This window comes from Phytobacter sp. SCO41 (genome assembly GCF_003073275.1).
In the GTDB taxonomy this organism is placed as follows: Bacteria; Pseudomonadota; Gammaproteobacteria; order Enterobacterales; family Enterobacteriaceae; genus Phytobacter; species Phytobacter diazotrophicus.
The window spans coordinates 2,596,444-2,614,600 of the sequence record NZ_CP027225.1 but is presented as its reverse complement, the minus strand read 5'-3'; the positions used below and the strand labels follow the sequence as shown (position 1 = coordinate 2,614,600).

20 protein-coding genes are annotated in these 18,157 nt (G+C 54.9%); 13 read left to right on the top strand and 7 right to left on the bottom strand.

All coding sequences use genetic code 11. The features are described 5' to 3' along the window. Positions 1–89 precede the first annotated feature (89 nt). Positions 90–968 carry a LysR family transcriptional regulator gene (locus C5523_RS12830; protein WP_039078935.1) on the top strand — a complete coding sequence of 293 codons (879 nt, stop codon included), beginning with the start codon at positions 90–92 and terminating at the stop codon, positions 966–968. Here C5523_RS12830 and C5523_RS12825 read toward each other — a convergent pair. Then, positions 922–1,404, bottom strand: coding sequence for a GNAT family N-acetyltransferase (locus tag C5523_RS12825; RefSeq protein WP_108701238.1), 483 nt, complete (start codon positions 1,402–1,404; stop codon positions 922–924). The genes C5523_RS12830 and C5523_RS12825 overlap by 47 nt on opposite strands. A 147-nt stretch (positions 1,405–1,551) precedes the next feature. Between C5523_RS12825 and C5523_RS12820 the strand changes: the two genes are divergently transcribed. Then, positions 1,552–2,496, top strand: a complete 945-nt coding sequence (locus C5523_RS12820) for an L-lactate dehydrogenase (RefSeq protein ID WP_039078933.1) — start codon at positions 1,552–1,554, stop codon at positions 2,494–2,496. A gap of 13 nt (positions 2,497–2,509) precedes the next feature. Here C5523_RS12820 and C5523_RS12815 read toward each other — a convergent pair whose 3' ends face one another. The 3 genes from C5523_RS12815 to C5523_RS12805 are packed head-to-tail and all read right to left on the bottom strand — an operon-like array spanning position 2,510 to position 5,487. Continuing rightward, positions 2,510–3,271 carry a DeoR/GlpR family DNA-binding transcription regulator gene (locus C5523_RS12815; RefSeq protein WP_039078932.1) on the bottom strand — a complete coding sequence of 254 codons (762 nt, stop codon included), beginning with the start codon at positions 3,269–3,271 and terminating at the stop codon, positions 2,510–2,512. A 1-nt stretch (position 3,272) separates the two neighbouring features. Further along, entirely contained in the window at positions 3,273–4,259 is a 987-nt protein-coding gene (locus C5523_RS12810) for a D-threonate 4-phosphate dehydrogenase (protein ID WP_107222770.1), read from the bottom strand. After that, positions 4,252–5,487 (bottom strand): four-carbon acid sugar kinase family protein, encoded by a 1,236-nt coding sequence (locus C5523_RS12805; protein ID WP_108701237.1) that lies wholly within the window; start codon positions 5,485–5,487, stop codon positions 4,252–4,254. The genes C5523_RS12810 and C5523_RS12805 overlap by 8 nt, the downstream gene beginning before the upstream one ends. Positions 5,488–5,662: 175 nt before the next feature. Here C5523_RS12805 and C5523_RS12800 point away from each other — a divergent pair, with 175 nt between their 5' ends. From C5523_RS12800 to C5523_RS12775, 6 genes are all read left to right on the top strand, one after another. Next, positions 5,663–6,802 carry an iron-containing alcohol dehydrogenase gene (locus C5523_RS12800; RefSeq protein WP_071194322.1) on the top strand — a complete coding sequence of 380 codons (1,140 nt, stop codon included), beginning with the start codon at positions 5,663–5,665 and terminating at the stop codon, positions 6,800–6,802. 21 nt (positions 6,803–6,823) lie between these two features. Beyond that, entirely contained in the window at positions 6,824–7,708 is an 885-nt protein-coding gene (locus tag C5523_RS12795) for a dihydrodipicolinate synthase family protein (RefSeq protein ID WP_039078929.1), read from the top strand. Between the two features lie 75 nt (positions 7,709–7,783). Further along, a complete protein-coding gene (locus tag C5523_RS12790) occupies positions 7,784–9,196 on the top strand; it encodes a sodium:solute symporter family protein (protein ID WP_079498237.1) in 1,413 nt (470 codons plus the stop codon). Position 9,197: 1 nt separating this feature from the next. Continuing rightward, positions 9,198–10,361 (top strand): exo-alpha-sialidase, encoded by a 1,164-nt coding sequence (locus C5523_RS12785; RefSeq protein WP_108701236.1) that lies wholly within the window; start codon positions 9,198–9,200, stop codon positions 10,359–10,361. Continuing rightward, positions 10,358–10,828 carry a YhcH/YjgK/YiaL family protein gene (locus C5523_RS12780; protein WP_108701235.1) on the top strand — a complete coding sequence of 157 codons (471 nt, stop codon included), beginning with the start codon at positions 10,358–10,360 and terminating at the stop codon, positions 10,826–10,828. The genes C5523_RS12785 and C5523_RS12780 overlap by 4 nt, the downstream gene beginning before the upstream one ends. Positions 10,829–10,830: 2 nt before the next feature. After that, positions 10,831–11,508: an SDR family NAD(P)-dependent oxidoreductase gene (locus tag C5523_RS12775; protein WP_039078925.1), complete on the top strand. Its 678-nt coding sequence runs from the start codon at positions 10,831–10,833 to the stop codon at positions 11,506–11,508. Positions 11,509–11,560: 52 nt separating this feature from the next. Here C5523_RS12775 and C5523_RS12770 read toward each other — a convergent pair whose 3' ends face one another. Beyond that, positions 11,561–12,355 carry a PhzF family phenazine biosynthesis protein gene (locus C5523_RS12770; protein ID WP_039078924.1) on the bottom strand — a complete coding sequence of 265 codons (795 nt, stop codon included), beginning with the start codon at positions 12,353–12,355 and terminating at the stop codon, positions 11,561–11,563. Between the two features lie 182 nt (positions 12,356–12,537). Here C5523_RS12770 and C5523_RS12765 point away from each other — a divergent pair, with 182 nt between their 5' ends. Further along, positions 12,538–13,740 (top strand): sugar transporter, encoded by a 1,203-nt coding sequence (locus C5523_RS12765; RefSeq protein ID WP_039078923.1) that lies wholly within the window; start codon positions 12,538–12,540, stop codon positions 13,738–13,740. Between the two features lie 95 nt (positions 13,741–13,835). Here the strand turns inward: C5523_RS12765 and C5523_RS12760 are convergent, their stop codons facing one another. Further along, on the bottom strand, positions 13,836–14,510 hold the full coding sequence (locus tag C5523_RS12760) for a MarC family NAAT transporter (RefSeq protein WP_039078922.1): 675 nt from the start codon (positions 14,508–14,510) through the stop codon (positions 13,836–13,838). A 239-nt stretch (positions 14,511–14,749) separates the two neighbouring features. Here C5523_RS12760 and marR point away from each other — a divergent pair, with 239 nt between their 5' ends. Genes marR through marB form a run of 3 tightly spaced genes read left to right on the top strand, consistent with a single transcriptional unit; the run spans position 14,750 to position 15,833 of the window. Continuing rightward, complete coding sequence (marR, locus tag C5523_RS12755) at positions 14,750–15,184, top strand: multiple antibiotic resistance transcriptional regulator MarR (protein ID WP_039078921.1); 435 nt, start codon at positions 14,750–14,752, stop codon at positions 15,182–15,184. Positions 15,185–15,202: 18 nt separating this feature from the next. Beyond that, positions 15,203–15,586 (top strand): MDR efflux pump AcrAB transcriptional activator MarA, encoded by a 384-nt coding sequence (marA, locus tag C5523_RS12750; protein WP_139153698.1) that lies wholly within the window; start codon positions 15,203–15,205, stop codon positions 15,584–15,586. 31 nt (positions 15,587–15,617) lie between these two features. After that, complete coding sequence (gene marB / locus C5523_RS12745; RefSeq protein WP_039078919.1) at positions 15,618–15,833, top strand: multiple antibiotic resistance protein MarB; 216 nt, start codon at positions 15,618–15,620, stop codon at positions 15,831–15,833. Positions 15,834–15,873: 40 nt separating this feature from the next. Here the strand turns inward: marB and eamA are convergent, their stop codons facing one another. Beyond that, positions 15,874–16,767, bottom strand: a complete 894-nt coding sequence (gene eamA / locus C5523_RS12740; RefSeq protein ID WP_039078918.1) for an O-acetylserine/cysteine exporter — start codon at positions 16,765–16,767, stop codon at positions 15,874–15,876. Between the two features lie 194 nt (positions 16,768–16,961). Here eamA and ydeE point away from each other — a divergent pair, with 194 nt between their 5' ends. Beyond that, positions 16,962–18,149: an efflux MFS transporter YdeE gene (gene ydeE, locus C5523_RS12735; RefSeq protein ID WP_071194273.1), complete on the top strand. Its 1,188-nt coding sequence runs from the start codon at positions 16,962–16,964 to the stop codon at positions 18,147–18,149. Positions 18,150–18,157: the final 8 nt, after the last annotated feature.

The window sequence follows — 18,157 nt, the reverse complement described above, 5'->3', positions numbered from 1 at the left end:
GCTGTTCAGGTATTGCGCTATCGTCGCTGAATTTGTTATTCCTGAAAACTGAATAATATTAACTTACCTATTCACGAATGGAGAACGCTATGGATTTAACGCAGCTTGAGATGTTTAACGCCGTGGCGCAGACCGGCAGCATTACCCAGGCCGCGCAAAAAGTGCATCGTGTGCCGTCGAACCTGACCACCCGCATTCGCCAGCTTGAGGCCGACCTGGGGGTGGATCTCTTTATTCGTGAAAACCAGCGGCTGCGTCTTTCTCCCGCCGGGCACAGCTTTTTGCGCTACAGCCAGCAGATCCTCGCGCTGGTTGATGAAGCGCGGATGGTTGTGGCCGGGGACGAGCCACAGGGGTTGTTTTCGCTCGGTTCGCTGGAGAGCACCGCAGCAGTGCGTATCCCGGCCACACTGGCGAAATATAATCAGCGCTATCCGCGCATTCAGTTCGATCTGGCAACCGGGCCTTCCGGCACGATGATTGACGGTATTCTTGATGGCACGCTGAGCGCCGCCTTTGTCGATGGACCGGTGATGCATCCCGGCCTGGAAGGCATTCCGGTTTACCGTGAAGAGATGATGATTGTCGCCCCGCACGGCCACGAGCCCATCACCCGGGCCGCCCAGGTGAATGGTTCCAGTATTTATGCGTTTCGCGCCAACTGTTCCTATCGTCGCCATTTTGAGAGCTGGTTTCACGCCGATCAGGCTACCCCCGGGAAAATCCACGAAATGGAGTCCTATCACGGCATGCTGGCCTGCGTGATTGCCGGTGCCGGACTGGCGCTTATTCCGCGCAGCATGCTGGAAAGTATGCCCGGTCACCACCAGGTCGGCGCCTGGCCGCTGGCGGAAAACTGGCGCTGGCTGAACACCTGGCTGGTGTGGCGGCGCGGTGCGAAAACCCGCCACCTGGATGCCTTTATTGAAGTGCTGAAAGCCGATCCGCAGTCAGCCGTTTTTCCATAAAAATACTGAGCGGATCTTCTGCGTAAGGGGCAAAAGCCTCCCGCTGCTGGTATCCGCAGCGTGTATAAAGACGAACTGCCGACTGCTGTTTAATGCCCGTCTCCAGGCGCAGCGTATGGCACTCGCGCGCAACGGCCGCCGCCTCCAGGGCATTCAGCAGCTTATCCCCCAGTTGCTGACCCCGGTGGCGCGCATCGATATAGACCCGCTTCATCTCACCGGTACCATCGTGGTTAAGCACAATGGCACCGCAGCCGACCACCTCTCCGGACGTATGTACGATGGCTTGCATGATTACGCTCTCAGGTGGCAGGGTTGCCAGATCCAGCAGGTGATTACTCTCCGCCGGATAGAGTTGGGTTTGATAAGCATCCAGGGCGGCAATCAGAGTACGAATGTCCGGCTGGCTCGCCGAGGCGGGGATAAAGGTATACATGGGCTCTCCTGTTATGGTTCTGTTAAATTACGCGCAAACCCTGCTCACTTCGCCATACAATTAACTTATATATCCCTGTCCGGATTGCATAAATCGCGCCTGCGGCGGTAATTTACGCTCACGCGTAATCGTGATAACGGAAGAGAAATGAATACCAGAGCCCGCAAAGTGATGATCATCGGTACTGGCAATGTTGGCGCATCGGCGGCTTACGCCCTGCTGAATCAGAACATTGCCGAAGAGTTGATCCTTGTTGATTTGAACCGCGATCGCGTTGAAGGCCATGTGCAGGATCTGGCGGATGCCGCCGCGTATATGCCGGGCATGATGCATATCACCCACCGCGACGCCGCCGACTGTGCCGATGTGGACATTGCGGTCATCACTGTCTCCGGCGGCCCGCTTAAACCGGGGCAGACCCGCCTGGACGAGCTACAAAACACCGCGCGTATCGTTAAAAACATTGTGCCGCAGATGATGGAAAACGGCTTTAACGGCATCTTTCTGATTGCCACCAACCCCTGCGACATCATCACCTGGCAGGTGTGGAAACTCTCTGGCCTGCCGCGCAGCCAGGTCATTGGTACTGGCGTGTGGCTGGATACCACCCGGTTGCGGCGCGCGCTGGCGCAGACGCTGGATATCGGCGCGCAGAGTATCGATGCTTTTATCCTTGGCGAGCATGGCGACACCCAGTTTCCGGTGTGGTCGCACTCGTCGGTCTACGGTTCGCCGATTGCCGATGTCTGGAAGCGCCGTACCGGGCAGACGATCGATTTTGACGGACTGGCGGAGAGCGTGCGCAAACACGGTTTTGAAATTTACGCCCGTAAAGGCTGCACCGAGTACGGTATTGCCGGGACCATTGCGGAAATCTGCCGCAATATCTTTACCGGAAGCCACCGCGCGCTGGCGATCTCCTGCGTGCTTGACGGTGAGTATGGCGTAAGCGACGTTGCTATCGGTGTCCCGGCGGTCCTGACCCAGAGCGGCGTACAGCAGATTATTGAGTTACAGCTTGAAGAAGACGAAGTGGCAAAATTCAACCACTCCGTATCGGTAATAAAAGCCAATATCGCGCGCCTGCCCTGAGGGCGTGGCCCGGTTATTCCGCGATGGTTAACCGGGCAGGTAAAACGGCAAGTTTCTGGCGGATATCGTCACCCAGGTGACTGTCGGTGACAATATCTGTCAGTGAATCAAGACGGGCGACGTTAAACAGCGACCACGCCCCGTATTTACTGCTGTCGGCCAGCAACACCCGGCGCTGCGCATTATCAATCAATGCCCGTTTCAGCGCCGCCTTCTCTTCGGTTGGCGAGGTGATGCCTTTTTCCAAATCCCAACCGTTGCAGCTTACGAATGCCAGATCCGGCCAAATCCCCTGCAACAGTTTACGGCCATGATCGCCGATGCAGGACTGGCTGGTGTCATCAATACGCCCACCAATAATTGTCACTTCGATCTGCTTAAACTCGGAGAGGAACAGAGCAATGTGCAAATCGCTGGTGATCACCCGCAGCGGCAGATGCGTCAACTGACGGGCAAGTTCAATCATGGTGGTACCGGCATCAAGGACAATCGCGTCACCGGCTTTCACCAGCGACGCGGCCGCACAGGCGATGGCATGTTTTTCCGACAGGTTACGCTGCATTTTCTCATGCGTCGTCGGCTGCGAGGGGATAAACCGGTTAAGGGTAACGCCGCCGTGCGAACGGCTTATCACCCCTTCCTGATCGAGTTTGATCAAATCGCGGCGAATGGTGGCAGGAGACGCATTGGTGATGGTCACCAGTTGGTCTACCGTTACCAGATTATGGCCTTTCAGATAATCCATAATCTGTTCTAACCGGTTATATCCCTTCATATTATTCTCGTGTGATTTGCATAGCTAACTGGATGGAAACCGCCATGCTCTCCGGTTTCGCTTTTCCGGTCCAGGCGATATCAAAAGCGGTGCCATGATCCGCAGAGGTACGGATAAACGGCAAACCAGCAGTGATATTAACCCCATCGTAAAAGCCCAGCAATTTTAACGGAATATGTCCCTGATCGTGGTACATCGCCACCACCATGTCGTACATCCCTTCATTGCACTGCATAAACACCGTGTCCGGCGGGCACGGGCCGTAAACATTGATTCCTTCGGCTTTCATGGCCTCAACCGCCGGACCTACGGTGGTGATCTCTTCATCGCCAAACAGACCATTTTCTCCGGCATGCGGGTTCACCCCGGCCACCGCGATACGCGGATTTGCAAAGCCAACGCGTTTGAGGAACCTGTCCGCCACACGAATCACCGTCTTGATACGATCCTGATTCAGGGTATCGAGGAATTTACGCAGCGCGATATGCGTAGTGACGTGAATCACTTTGAGTTTGTCGGTATAGAGCACCATCGCGTAGTCATTAATGTTGGTCAGTTTCGCCAACAGTTCAGTATGCCCCGGGTAGTGGTGGCCGCCTAAGTGCAGTGCTTCTTTGTTCAGCGGTGCGGTGGCAATGGCCTTCACGTCGCCGGCCATCGCCAGTTCGGTCGCACGACGTACGCAGCGGTAGGCCAGATCGCCTGCCTGGGCTTGTACTTTACCGGGTTCCAATGCCTGCGGGTCCGCCAGCGGTTCATCCAGTACGTTAATCACGCCAGGGGCAAAATGGGCCTCACTGACCTGGTTAATAATACGCAGTTCCGCATGCGGCGTGATGTTCAGCGCCAGAATACGGTTAAACGTTTGGGCACAGCCCACAACCACAACCGGCGCCCCGGACAGTTCCCCTTCGACCAGCGATTTAATAATAATCTCCGGACCAATCCCCGCAGGATCGCCCATGGTTACGGCAATAATGTTAGTCACTCGACTTCTCCTCAATAAAATGCAAAACCTTGCGCAACGTGGTTTCGTCGCCGAAACCGCCCGCTTTGGTCATCACTGGTCGTTGCCAATCGCAACCTGAAAAATATCCCCAGGGCACGCAACCTGCGGCGCGCCCACGAATCTGAAACCCTTTTGCCCCGAGCGCCCTGGCGACCGCTATCGCCACATCACCCCCCGAGAGATAGAGACCATCAGGCGTACTGTGTTGCAGCACATCGCGGGTAAGTGCGCCTAAATAATCACAAATACGCTCGCCGCACTCAGCGCGGCTCACTCCCCAGCGCTCGCACAGCGCCGCCACCTGATGGCGCGCCTGTTCATCCGGGCAGGTATGGACCAGGCAATGGCGTCCACCGTTAAGCGCGGCGACAATCGCGGTGCGATAATCGGTGGCTGACGACTGAAAGACGTCATTAATATCAACAAAGATGTGTTCGCAGCGTGGATGTTGCGCGGCTACGCTCACCTGTTTTTGAGCGATTTCACTCATTGAGCCGACAACCGCCAGTACTACCGGCTGTTTTTGCGGCGCCAGACGGCGTGACAGGGCATCACATAACCCGGCGGAACCGACCAGCAGCGGCCTTTCACTCGCCTGCATGGCATGGGTGATGATGTCATCCAGATCGGCATCCGTTTGCGCATCCACCACCAGCAGCGCCGGGACTTGCGCACTGCCACTCAAGAGTGCGACGGGCAACTGCGAGGGTGTGATGTTCTGGCTATGTCCGCTAAAGAGCGCGCCCACGTCCGCACGGGTAATCGGCGTTTTCGGATCGCTGGCAAACTCGGTGTCGGTAAGCAGCACGCCATTGACCAGGCATTTCCCCTCGCGGGTAATGCGCCCTGCAGCCGGAAATGCCGGGGCGATAATCACAGCCTTTGCACCCGTAATTCGCTGCATGGCCATCACTTCCGCCCCCGGATTACCGCGCAGCGTGGAATCTATCTTTTTCACCAGCCACGCGGGTGAAGAGAGACGCAGTACGCTTTCGGTCAGCGCGGCGACCTTCTCGTACGCCGCCGTCGCCGTCATCGCCCGGCTGTCGCTGTTATAAATGAGCGCCTGCGCATCACTTTGATATGTCGCTTCCAGTGCTACTTCTACACGCATCCCTGCCTGCGCCAGGCTTACGCCCGCATCGTTTGCGCCTGTGAAGTCATCGGCCAGAATCACCACTTGCTGGACCGCGCTTTGTTTGTTCATCCCTACTCCGCGTCGTTACGTTCTGGACATGATTATATTCAATCATAATTGATTATATGTGAGCAAGATCAACTTATTTAATTTGCGAATAAATTATAAATTTATGCCATACAGTGACCGTGATTGAAAAAAGATGATTGAGTTCAATCACCACAAAGACAGACAGGAGAACGTTGTGGTAACAATAAACAGCACTCTGATAAGCGGCGCAGGGGCCATCCCCGCTATCGCGCCTTTGCTTACGGGTAAAAAGAAACTCTTACTGGTCAGCGATGGCAACGTCATCAAACTTGCCGCAACGCAGCAAATTCTGACGCTGCTGCAGGCAGAAGGCCGACTGGTACAGATTATTGACAACGTACCGCCGGAACCCAGCCAGCATGATGTCGCCCGTATTCTCGCCGATGCGCCAGACGCGGCATTTGATCTGGTCGTCGGAATCGGCGGCGGCAGCGTTCTCGACGTCAGCAAACTGTTATCGGTACTTTATCACCCGAGCTCTCCGGGCCTTGACGCCCTGCTGGCCGGGGAAAAGCCGACCGCACGCGTACCGTCTTTATTGATTCCGGCCACCGCCGGGACCGGCTCCGAAGCCACGCCGAATGCGATTCTGGCGATCCCGGAACAGAACACCAAAGTGGGGATCATCTCTCCGGTGCTGCTGCCGGATTATGTCGCCCTGCTGCCGGAACTGACCACCAGCATGCCTGCGCATATCGCCTCTTCTACCGGTATTGATGCCCTGTGCCACCTGATCGAATGCTTTACCGCCACGATCGCCAACCCGGTAAGCGACAACGTCGCCCTGACCGGTCTGCGTAAGCTTCTGCACAACATCGAAACCGCCGTCAGTGAGCCACACAACCTCACCGCGCGCCTCGAAATGTTGTGGGCCTCTTATTACGGTGGGGCGGCGATCACACATGCGGGTACCCACCTGGTGCATGCGCTTTCCTATCCGCTGGGTGGCACTTACCACCTGCCGCACGGTGTCGCCAATGCCATTCTTCTGGCCCCCTGCATGAAAGTGGTGCGCCCGTATGCCGTCGAAAAATTTGCGCAGGTGTGGGATCTGGTTCCGGGCGCGGATACCACGCTCAGCGATGAGGATAAATCCCACGCGCTGGTGGATTACTTTGCCGCGCTGGTAAAACGCCTCAACCTGCCGGACAACCTGGAAGCGCTGGGGGTGCCGCGCGCGGATGTTCCGTCGCTGGCCGATGCCGCCCTGAACGTTAAGCGCTTGATGAATAATGCCCCTTGCACTGTTGATCACGCCGCCGTGCAAGCGATTTACCAGACATTGTTTCACTGATTTTTCATGGAGAGATGTGCAATGAGTAAGAAAATTGAAGGCGTGCTGACGGCGATCGTCACGCCTTTTGATGAAGAAGGCGGATTGAACGTTCAGTCACTAAAAGAACAGGTCAATCGCCAACTGGCTGCCGGAAACGGTATTTTCTGCGGCGGTACAAACGGTGAATTTTTTGTGCTGAATGAGCAGGAAAAAATCACCGTCACCGCAGCCTGCGTTGAGGAAGTGGCCGGTCGCGCCAATGTGGTGGCTCATATTGGTGAGATCGCTACCCGCGAAACGATTCGTCTGGGTAAACAGATTGAAAAGCTGGGCGTCGACGCGGTCTCCGTGATCACCCCCTATTTTGTGCCCTTAAAACAAAACGAATTAATTAACCATTATACCGCTGTCGCTGATGCCCTTAGCGTCCCGGTATTTCTCTATAACATCCCTGCCCGCACCGGGAATACTCTTGAACCGCAAACCGTTCGCGTGTTGGCGGAACATCCAAACATTATTGGCATTAAAGACAGCGCAGGCAGCTATGAAAGCCTTAGCGGATTTCTGAACGCCGTAAAAGATATCGATAATTTCGATGTTCTTAACGGACCGGACTCCCTGATTCACCGGGGATTCGTGGAAGGGTGTTCAGCTTGTATCTCTGGCCTTGCGAACGTCGCCCCGAATGAAATTAATGCGATCTGGTCGCATTTCAGGGCTGGCGACGTGGAAGGTTCTCGTCAGGCGCAAGAAAATGTCACCGGCCTGCGCACCGATCTCTATAGCGTAGGGTTCTCTCCGGCGGCGGTTAAAAAAGCAGTACAACTGATGGGCTATAACGTCGGCGAAAGTCGTTATGCCGTTTCATTCACCGAAGAACAACAACTGCAAATTCGCCAGATAGTGACGCAGTACGTGCGTTAAGGCGTTTTTCATTCGTCATTAGAATATTGGGCACCTCAGGTGCCCTGGCTTCACTCGCCCCAAAGAGAGGCAAAGATGAACACGTTTACTTCACAAGATACCCTGATCATTGTCGGTATAGTCATTGCCTATATCGTCTTTACCACCTGGCTTACCTTCCGTTTACGCAGTAAAAACTCCGGCGATTTTATGGAAGGCTCGCGCGCAATGCCGGCTTTTCTGGTAGGCATCTTATTGATGTCTGAATACATCGGCGCAAAATCCACTATCGGTACCGCACAGGCCGCGTTTGAAGGTGGGATTGCCGCCTCCTGGTCCGTTCTGGGCGCGGCTATCGGTTTCCCGTTGTTTGGTCTGCTGCTGGTAAAACGTATTTATAACACCGGCAAAATCACCATCTCCGGCGCGATTGCGGAGAAATACGGCAACAGCACTAAGAACATCATTTCTATCATCATGATCTACGCGTTGTTGCTGGTAAACGTCGGTAACTACGTCAGCGGCGCGGCGGCTATCGCAACCGTGTTGAAAGTGAGTCTGCCGGTGGCAGCCTTTATTACCGCGATTGTCAGTACGTTCTACTTCGCTTACGGCGGGATGAAAGGGGTCGCCTGGGTTACCCTGCTGCACAGCGCACTGAAATATTTTGGTATTCTGGTGATCATGGGCTTCGCGCTGTACAAAACCGGTGGTTTCACCCCTATGATCAGAGAGATGCCGCACTTCTACTGGACCTGGGACGGTAACTTTGGCCCAAGCACGATTTTCGCGTGGTTGATTGGCACCATTGGTTCTATTTTCTGTACCCAGTTCGTGATTCAGGCCATCTGTTCTACCAAAGACGTGAAATCCGCCAAACGTTCCACCTGGATTGCCTTCTGGTTCTGTCTGCCTATTTCCCTGGCGATTGCGGTGATCGGTGTGGCAGCCAAATACCTGCACCCGGAAATCAGCAGCCTGTACGCGATGCCTATCTTCCTGCAGGATATGAATCCATGGATTGCCGGACTCGTGACAACGTCACTTGTTGCCTCCATTTTCGTGAGTGTGAGTACCGTGGCGCTGGCTATCGCCTCGCTGGTCGTCAAAGATTTCTACGTGCCTTACCGCAATCCAACGCCGGAGCAGGAATTTAAAGCGACGCGCTGGCTGTCTCTGTTTATTGGCTTCCTGCCGCTGATTTTCGTGCTGCTGGTCCCGGAAGTACTGAAACTGTCGTTCTTTACCCGTGCTATTCGGTTGTCCATCACCGTGGTCGCTGTGATTGCCTTCTATGCGCCCTTCTTTAAAAGCACCCGTGGTGCGAATGCTGGCCTGATTGGCGCCTGTGTCGTCACGTCTGTCTGGTATGTGCTGGGCGACCCCTTTGGTATTAACAATATGTATATTGCGCTGATTACCCCTGCGGTGATTATGGTTCTTGACCGTCTGATCCCGAATAAAGAACACCCAAAAGCGCCAACACCCGTTCAAAATAGTGGAGTTTGATATGTCCGTGACCGTTAATCGTGATGGTGTAATTCGTCAACAGGAAGACGCACAGGTACTGAGTGCAATGCTGCCCTCGCCCTGCCCGCAAAACCACGCGGCCAACATCCTGCCACTACCTGATGGCACACTGATGTGTGTCTGGTTTGGTGGCACCCAGGAAGGGGTAGCGGATATTTCCGTGTGGGGCTCACGCCTCGCACCGGGCAGCGAACGCTGGAGTGACGCGGTGAAGCTGTCTGACGATGCCACCCGCTCTGAACAGAACCCGGTCCTTTTTCTGGCCCCGGATAACGTACTGTGGCTGATGTGGACCGCGCAGATCTCCGGCAACCAGGACACGGCAATCGTCCGCTATCGCCAGTCGACCGATCTGGGTGTCAGTTGGGGTGAGATTACCACGCTGCTTGATAAACCTGGCACCTTTATTCGCCAGCCGATCACCGTACTGGAAAACGGCAACTGGCTGCTGCCGGTCTTCTATTGCCGCACAAAACCGGGCGAAAAATGGGTGGGTAATGATGATGTCAGCGCGGTGAAAATCTCCGCCGACCAGGGGAAAACCTGGCGTGATGTTGACGTTCCGCAAAGTCTCGGCTGCGTGCATATGAACATCACCGCGCTACACAACGGCACGCTGGTCGCGCTCTTTCGCAGCCGCTGGGCGGATAACATCTATTACAGCCAGTCCACTGATGGCGGTGAAAGCTGGTCCGTACCGGAACCGACAACGCTGCCTAACAACAACTCGTCTATTCAGGTCACGACACTGGCGGACGGTAATCTGGCGCTGGTCTTTAACCACATGAGTGCCGCAGGTGCGCTGGAACGTCGCGCCTCCTTATACGATGAGATTGATGATGGCGACGGACGTAAAGAGCCGGAAGTGACCGAAGGGCGAAGCGCGTTCTGGGGGGCGCCGCGCGCGCCGATGACCGTGGCGATATCGCCTGACGGCGGGAAAAGCTGGCCGTGGCAGCGTCATCTTGATGAAGGCGACGGCTATTGCATGACCAATAACTCCCAGGAAAAACTGAACCGTGAGTTCTCCTACCCGAGCATCAAACAGGGCGCGGACGGCAGTTTGCATATTGCTTACACGTATTTTCGCCAGGCGATTAAATACGTGCGCGTATCACCGGAATGGGTTAAGGAGTCAGTGTGATTTTTGGCAATCTTAACGCCCTGCCGCAGGCAGGGTTACCTGCGGTGTTGCGCGATATTCTCGCGCTTCCCCAGTGTTCGCTCGCTGCACTGCAGACGCGCGATGACGGACGTTTTCAGTTACCGGGCGCAGAATGGTTCTGTACCGTTGGCCCGGCCAACACGCAACGGCGTGAAGACCGCCATACGGAATATCACCACCAGTGGGCGGATATTCAGGTACTGCTGACGGGGGAAGAAATTATCTGCGCCGGTACGCAAAATACGCCGCTGGCAACGGATGAGGAACGTAAACCGGATCTGTTTATCACCACCACCGCAGAACTGCCGGTCAGTATGCTACTGCAAGCGGGTGATTTTGCCGTGTTCTTACCCGGCGAACCGCATCAGGCACTGTGCGCGACGGCGGAACCCATGACCGTTCGCAAAGCGGTGTTCAAAATGCCGCGCTCACTGCTGGGGGTGTAAACATGCCACATGCGATTGTAACGGGGGCAAGTTCCGGGATTGGCGAGGCCATTGTCAGCCGCCTGCTTGAGCAGGGGTGGAATGTCACCGGGCTTAGCCGTTCAAAGGTCACGCGCGACAACACACACTTTAACAGTGTCTGTGTCGATCTCAGCGACAGCGCGGCGCTGCGTGATGTGCTCAATACCCTGCCCGTGCCCCATGCGCTCATTCATGCCGCCGGAATGATGGCCGCCGCACCGCTTGGTGAAATAACGCCTGAGGTCAGTCAGCGGTTGTGGCAATTGCATGTGCTGGCGGCGGAAACGCTGGTGAACCACTTCGCTCCACAGATGGCCTCCGGGGGCAGGATCGTGGTCATCGGTAGCCGGACGTCGCGCGGCGCGGCGGGACGATCGCAGTATGTTGCCACCAAAGCGGCGCTGGTGGGAATGGTGCGCAGTTGGGCAGCGGAGCTTGCGCCACGCGGTATCACGGCCAACGTGGTGGCGCCGGGTGCGACGCAAACGCCGATGCTCAGTGCGCCCGGACGCGAAAGCTCGCCACCCAATATGCCGCCCATCGGACGGTTGATTAAACCGGAAGAAGTGGCCGCGCTGGTGGGATTCGTTCTGTCACCGGACGCGGCGGCCATGACCGGTCAGGAGCTGGTGATATGCGGCGGCGCATCGCTTAAGTAACGAAAAAGGGGTGACACTGTCACCCCTTTAACTTTCTCAACGGTGCTTATTTTTAACCACGCAAATAGACTTTGCCAATCAGATAAATGGTGGCCTGGCCGCCAATCAATACCCTTTCGCCACGCGCTTCGCAGCGCAGTTCTCCGCCACGGGCTGAGAGCTGGCGGGCCTGCAAAACGGTCTTACCGAGCTTATCCGCCCAGTACGGAATCAACATGCTATGAGTCGAACCGGTTACCGGATCTTCCGGCACCGATTCACCCGGACAGAAAAAGCGACTGACAAAATCATGCTCGTCGCCCGGTGCGGTAATACAGACCATTTTGTTTAAGGGGATCATCGCGGCGATATCCGGGGTAACGGCTTCAACCTGCTGTTGATTATCCAGCACCACCATGTAATCGCGTGCCACACGCACCTCTTTGGCCTGGGTGATACCGAGCGTTTCAAACAGCAGCGCAGGCGGCGTTTCCACCTTTTCTGTTTGCCAGGCCGGGAAGTCCAGCGTCAGCCAGTCGCCTTTGCGACTTACGGTAAGCGGGCCAACAAAGCGGGTAGTAAAGTTAATCTGCGTCTCGGGGTAGTCCAGATATTCGAAAATCACATGGGCTGCTGCAAGCGTGGCGTGACCACAAAGGTTGATTTCATACTGCGTGGTAAACCAGCGCAGCTCGAAACCGTCGTCGTTACGAACAAAGAAGGCGGTTTCCGATTGATTATGTTGTTGCGCCATTTTCAACAGCACGTCATCAGGTAACCATTCTGTTAGTGGACAAACGGCGGCGGCGTTGCCGCCAAACGTACGGTCGCTGAACGCGTCCACCATGTAGAAGTCGATTGTATGCATAGCCTTTCCTCTTGTTTTCCTTTTTGTTTTAGTTCGTTTTTCCCTTGTATTGCTTTTTGTTTCAACTGGCATCGTTGTGCCCCACCGAAAAATGAGACATTGATCACAAAAAGTTTGTATTTTGAGCAGAATTAGATCTAAGATCTGCACATCTTCTTCTCCTGCTACCGATCCCAAAATATATGACAACACAAATGGTTTCACGAAAAGTCGCGTGGCTGCGGGTGGTGACGCTTGCCGTTGCTGCGTTCATTTTTAATACCACTGAGTTCGTGCCCGTGGGGCTGCTGTCGGACATCGCGCAAAGCTTTGACATGGAAACACCGCAGGTCGGTATTATGCTGACGATCTACGCCTGGGTTGTGGCGCTGATGTCGCTGCCGTTTATGCTACTGACCAGTCAGGTGGAGCGCCGTAAGCTGCTGATTGGCCTGTTCGTGCTGTTTATTGGGAGCCATGTTCTCTCCTTCCTGGCGTGGAATTTCCATGTGTTGGTAATAAGCCGTATCGGTATCGCTTTCGCTCATGCCATTTTCTGGTCTATTACCGCCTCCCTGGCCATTCGCCTCGCCCCGGCAGGCAAACGCGCGCAGGCGCTGAGTCTTATTGCTACCGGTACGGCGCTGGCTATGGTGCTGGGTATTCCGATTGGTCGCGTCGTCGGGCAATATTTTGGCTGGCGTACCACCTTCTTCGCCATCGGTTTTGGTGCGCTGGTCACCCTGCTGTGTCTGATCAAACTGTTGCCGAAACTGCCCAGCGAGCACTCCGGTTCGCTGCGTAGCCTGCCGGAACTGTTCCGTCGCCCGGCGCTGTTATCGATTTATTTGCTGACGGTCGTGGTGGTTACCGCCCACTACACCGCCTACAGCTATATTGAGCCGTTCGTGCAGAATGTGGCGGGCTTTAGCGGTAATTTCGCTACCTTACTGCTGCTGATTCTCGGCGGTGCGGGGATCTTTGGCAGCGTGCTGTTTGGCAAGCTGGGCAATAAACATGCCTCCGGTCTTATTAGCGGCGCAATTGGCCTGCTGCTCATTTCGCTGTTGCTGCTGCGCCCTGCGGCAGGCAGTGAGATGAACCTTGCCGTGTTGAGCGTCTTCTGGGGTATCGCGATTATGATTATCGGCCTCGGTATGCAGGTGAAAGTCCTGGCGCTGGCACCGGACGCGACCGATGTCGCCATGTCACTGTTTTCGGGCATTTTCAATATCGGGATTGGCGCGGGCGCGCTGGTCGGTAACCAAGTCAGCCTGCAATGGTCGATGTCAGCCATTGGCTATGCGGGCGCCATTCCGGCGCTGGCCGCGCTGGTCTGGTCGGTCGTGATTTTCCGTCGCTGGCCGGTATCGCTTGAAGAAAGACAGCAACCGCACCATATGTAATGCCTCACCGTCAGCGGGTCGCAGTTGCGCTACCGCTGACGGTATTTATCTCCCCGCCTCTGGCACTGGCGACCATCAGCGTAACGTCTGTCACATCAGGCAGCGGCGTGGTAGGTCGTAATGATTTCCAGCACGCCATTAATGATAAATTGCACCCCCATACAGACCAGCAAAAAGCCCATCAGACGAGAAATAGCCTCAATTCCACCCTTTCCTACCAGCCGCATTATCGCCCCGGAACTGCGCAGACATCCCCAGAGGATCACCGCCACGGTGGCGAAAATCAGCGGTGGCGCAATCCACAATACCCATTCAGGGAAGGCGCTGCTTTCGCGCACTGTCGACGCGGAACTGATGATCATCGCAATCGTCCCCGGCCCGGCAGTACTCGGCATCGCTAAGGGCACGAAAGCGATATTGGCCGTCGGTTCGTCTTCCAGCTCTTCCGATTTGGTTTTGATCTCCGGCGCTTCATGCATTTTCTGCGGCGGGAAAAGCATACGAAAGCCGATAAAGGCCACAATCAGCCCACCGGCGATACGCAACCCCGGAATTGAAATCCCGAAGGTGTTCATCACCACTTGTCCGGCATAATAGGCCACCATCATGATGGCAAAGACATAGACAGAGGCCATCAGCGACTGGTGATTGCGCTGGGCGCTGTTCATATTGCCGGCGAGCCCTAAAAAGAGCGCAACGGTGGTGAGCGGGTTTGCCAACGGCAGTATCACCACCAGTCCAAGGCCAATTACTTTCAATAAATCCATCATCTAATAAGGCTCTCCAGGGCCAACAAACGTACCGGAGAGTATATCTTCATCGCGACCTGCCCGGCAGTGGCTTTGCTTATCTCTTTATTAATTAAGAAAAAACAAAGAGATAGCTGACGAAAAATGCAGACATAACGCGGCTTTAGCAAATCGTGGCATAAGCTAATTCATTCAGTTGACTTATACTTGCCTGAGCAATAATATCTGCCGTGACTAATATACTTGCCGGGGCAACCACTGTGAAAAGCACAAGTGATCTGTTTAACGAAATCATTCCACTTGGTCGCTTGATCCATATGGTTAACCAAAAGAAAGATCGCTTACTTAACGACTATCTCGCGCCGCTGGATGTCACCGCCACGCAATTTAAGGTGCTCTGTTCTATCCGCTGCCAGGGATGTATCACCCCGGTTGAATTAAAAAAGATCCTCTCTGTCGACCTTGGTGCGCTGACGCGCATGCTTGACCGACTGGTCTGCAAAGGCTGGATCGAAAGAAATCCTAATCCGCATGACAAACGCGGCGTGCTGGTGCAATTAACCACCGACGGTGCCGCGTTGTGTGAGCAATGTCATCAATTAGTAGGGCAAAACCTGCATCAGGAATTAACAAAAAACTTAACGGCAGAAGAAGTGGCAACTCTGGAGCACTTGCTCAAGAAGATCTTGCCGTAACGAAAAAGAGGTATGACGATGTCCAGACGCAATACTGACGCCATCACTATTCATAGCATTTTGGACTGGATTGAAGATAACCTGGAATCGCCGCTCTCACTGGAAAAAGTGTCAGAGCGTTCGGGTTACTCCAAATGGCACCTGCAACGGATGTTTAAAAAAGAGACGGGGCACTCCCTGGGACAGTACATTCGCAGCCGTAAGCTGACTGAAATCGCACAGAAGCTGAAAGGCAGTAATGAACCGATCCTGTATCTCGCGGAGCGCTATGGGTTTGAATCGCAACAAACCCTGACGCGCACGTTCAAAAACTACTTTGACGTGCCGCCACACAAATATCGTGTGACCGAAATACCCGGAGAGTCTCGCTATCTATTTCCGTTAAACCACTGTAATTGCTAATCGCCTGTTTTAAAGACGTATCGAGGAAATCATGAAACGTATTGCCTGTGCCGCCCTCACCGTGATGGTGTTACTGACCGGCCAGAGTTATGCGGAACAATTCGCACACCCTGCGAAACAGAACCCACGTGACACAATGGTAATGCCCACCTCCCATGAACAGTCGCCTTTCGACTTTAACCACATGGGAGCCGGGAGTGATAAATCCGACGAATTGGGCGTGCCTTATTACAACGAGCGCACCTAATCTCGTTTTGCCCCGCCTTCGGCGGGGCTTTTTTTATCTCTTACGCCTGAACTGCCCGACGTAAGCGAAAACCAAACACATTGATGTACAGCCCCGCCATAATCAGCACCGCCCCACCCAGTTGCAACAGGGACAACGACTCACCCAGCAGTAGCGCGGCACTGGCCATCCCGACCACCGGCACCAGCAGCGACAGCGGCGCCACGCGCCAGGTTTCATAACGCCCAAGCAGCGAACCCCAGATGCCATAGCCGACAATCGTCGCCACAAACGCCAGATAAACCAGCGACAGAATGGTCGTCAGGTCAATACTGACCAGGCTTTGTCGCATCAACGCCGGGCCTTCAAAGACCAGCGATGCCACCATAAAGGGAATAATCGGAATCAAGGCGCTCCAGACCACCAGCGACATGACCGGCGGGCGTGAGCTGTGGCTCATGATTTTTTTATTGAAGATATTGCCGCAGGCCCAACTGAACGCCGCCGCGAGGGTAAGGGCAAAACCGATCATCGGGATGTGTTGCCCGCTCAGGCTGGCCTCAATCAGCACCAGCACGCCGAAGACCGCCAGCGCAATGCCCGCCAGTTGTTTCCCCTGCAGACGTTCGCCGAACACGCCTGCGCCAAGGATGATAGTGAAAAACGCCTGCGCCTGCAGAACCAGTGACGCAAGGCCCGCAGGCATGCCGAACTTGATGGCGCAAAATAAGAACGCAAACTGCCCGAAACTGATGGTCAGACCGTAGCCCAACAGTAAGCGCAGAGGCACTTTAGGGCGCGCAATAAACAGCAGTGCCGGAAAGGCCACCAGAACGAAGCGTAAACCCGCCAGCATAAGTGGAGGCATGTTGTGCAGCCCGACTTTGATCACCACAAAATTCAGGCCCCATACCACCACAACCAACAGCGCCAGCAGTCCATCTTTACGCGTCATTCTTCGCCTCTGATTTTTAAACTTTTGTAAAAATTTACGTTAACGCAAAAAACAGTCCAGAGACAGATCATTATTTTTGACAGGTCAGTTTTGGCATCCACGGATAAATCAACCGATGTACATCACGCTTTATGCATGTTATTGCTGTTAGACATCACAAAAAACTATAACAACAGGCATTGTCGGGCAGGAAAATGATCTCAACACAAAAGCGCTCTACCGCCGCGCTACTGGCGTCGTCGTTGCTGTTAACCATTGGCCGCGGCGCAACGCTGCCATTCATGACTATCTATCTCAATCGCCAGTACGCCATGTCCGTTGACCAGGTGGGTTACGCAATGACGACGGCGTTGACCATTGGCGTGGTCTTTAGTCTTGGCTTCGGTATCCTGGCAGATAAATTCGATAAAAAGCGCTATATGTTGCTGGCCATCGCCGTGTTCCTGCTTGGTTTTAGCGCTATTCCACTGGTCAGCCATGCCGGTCTGGTGGTGTTATTTTTCTCGCTCATTAACTGCGCCTATTCGGTATTTTCGACCGTTCTGAAAGCCTATTTTTCCGATACGCTGGGCGCGGCGGCGAAAGCGCGGATTTTTTCGCTCAACTATACGTTTATTAATATCGGCTGGACCGTCGGGCCGCCGATCGGCACGATGCTGGTCATGTACAGCATCAATCTGCCTTTCTGGCTCGCGGCCTTCTGTTCTGCGATACCCCTGGTGTTTATTCAGCTATTTGTTCGCCGCGTGCGCATGGCGCAGAGCAGCGAAAACAGCGTGGCCTGGTCGCCATCGGTCTTATTGCGTGACCGCGCGCTACGCTGGTTTACGTTATCCGGACTGCTGGCCTCTTTTGTCGCCGGGTCGTTTGCGTCTTGTATCGCGCAGTATGTCATGTCGATCGCCGACGGCGACTTTGCTGAGAAGGTCGTTGCCGTAGTACTGCCGGTGAATGCCGCAGTAGTAGTGACGTTGCAATATGGGCTGGGCAGTAAGCTGACGGCAAACAACCTGCGCCCGTTAATGGCCTTCGGCACCGTCTGCTTTGTGCTGGGGCTGGGCGGGTTTATGTTCTCAGGGGACAATCTCTGGTTCTGGGGCGTGTCGGCCGCCGTCTTTACCCTTGGCGAAGTGATTTATGCCCCCGGCGAGTACATGCTGATCGATAACATTGCCCCGCCGGGGATGAAAGCGAGCTACTTCTCAGCCCAGGCGCTGGGCTGGCTGGGCGCGGCAATGAACCCGCTGTTAACCGGGATTATCCTGACCACCCTGCCGGCATGGACGCTCTTTGTCATTATGATGGTCACCATCGTGCTGGCCTGGCTGATGATGCTGCGGGGGATGCAGGCAAAACCACTGGGTGCGTTGCAGACAAGCTAACGCCTGCC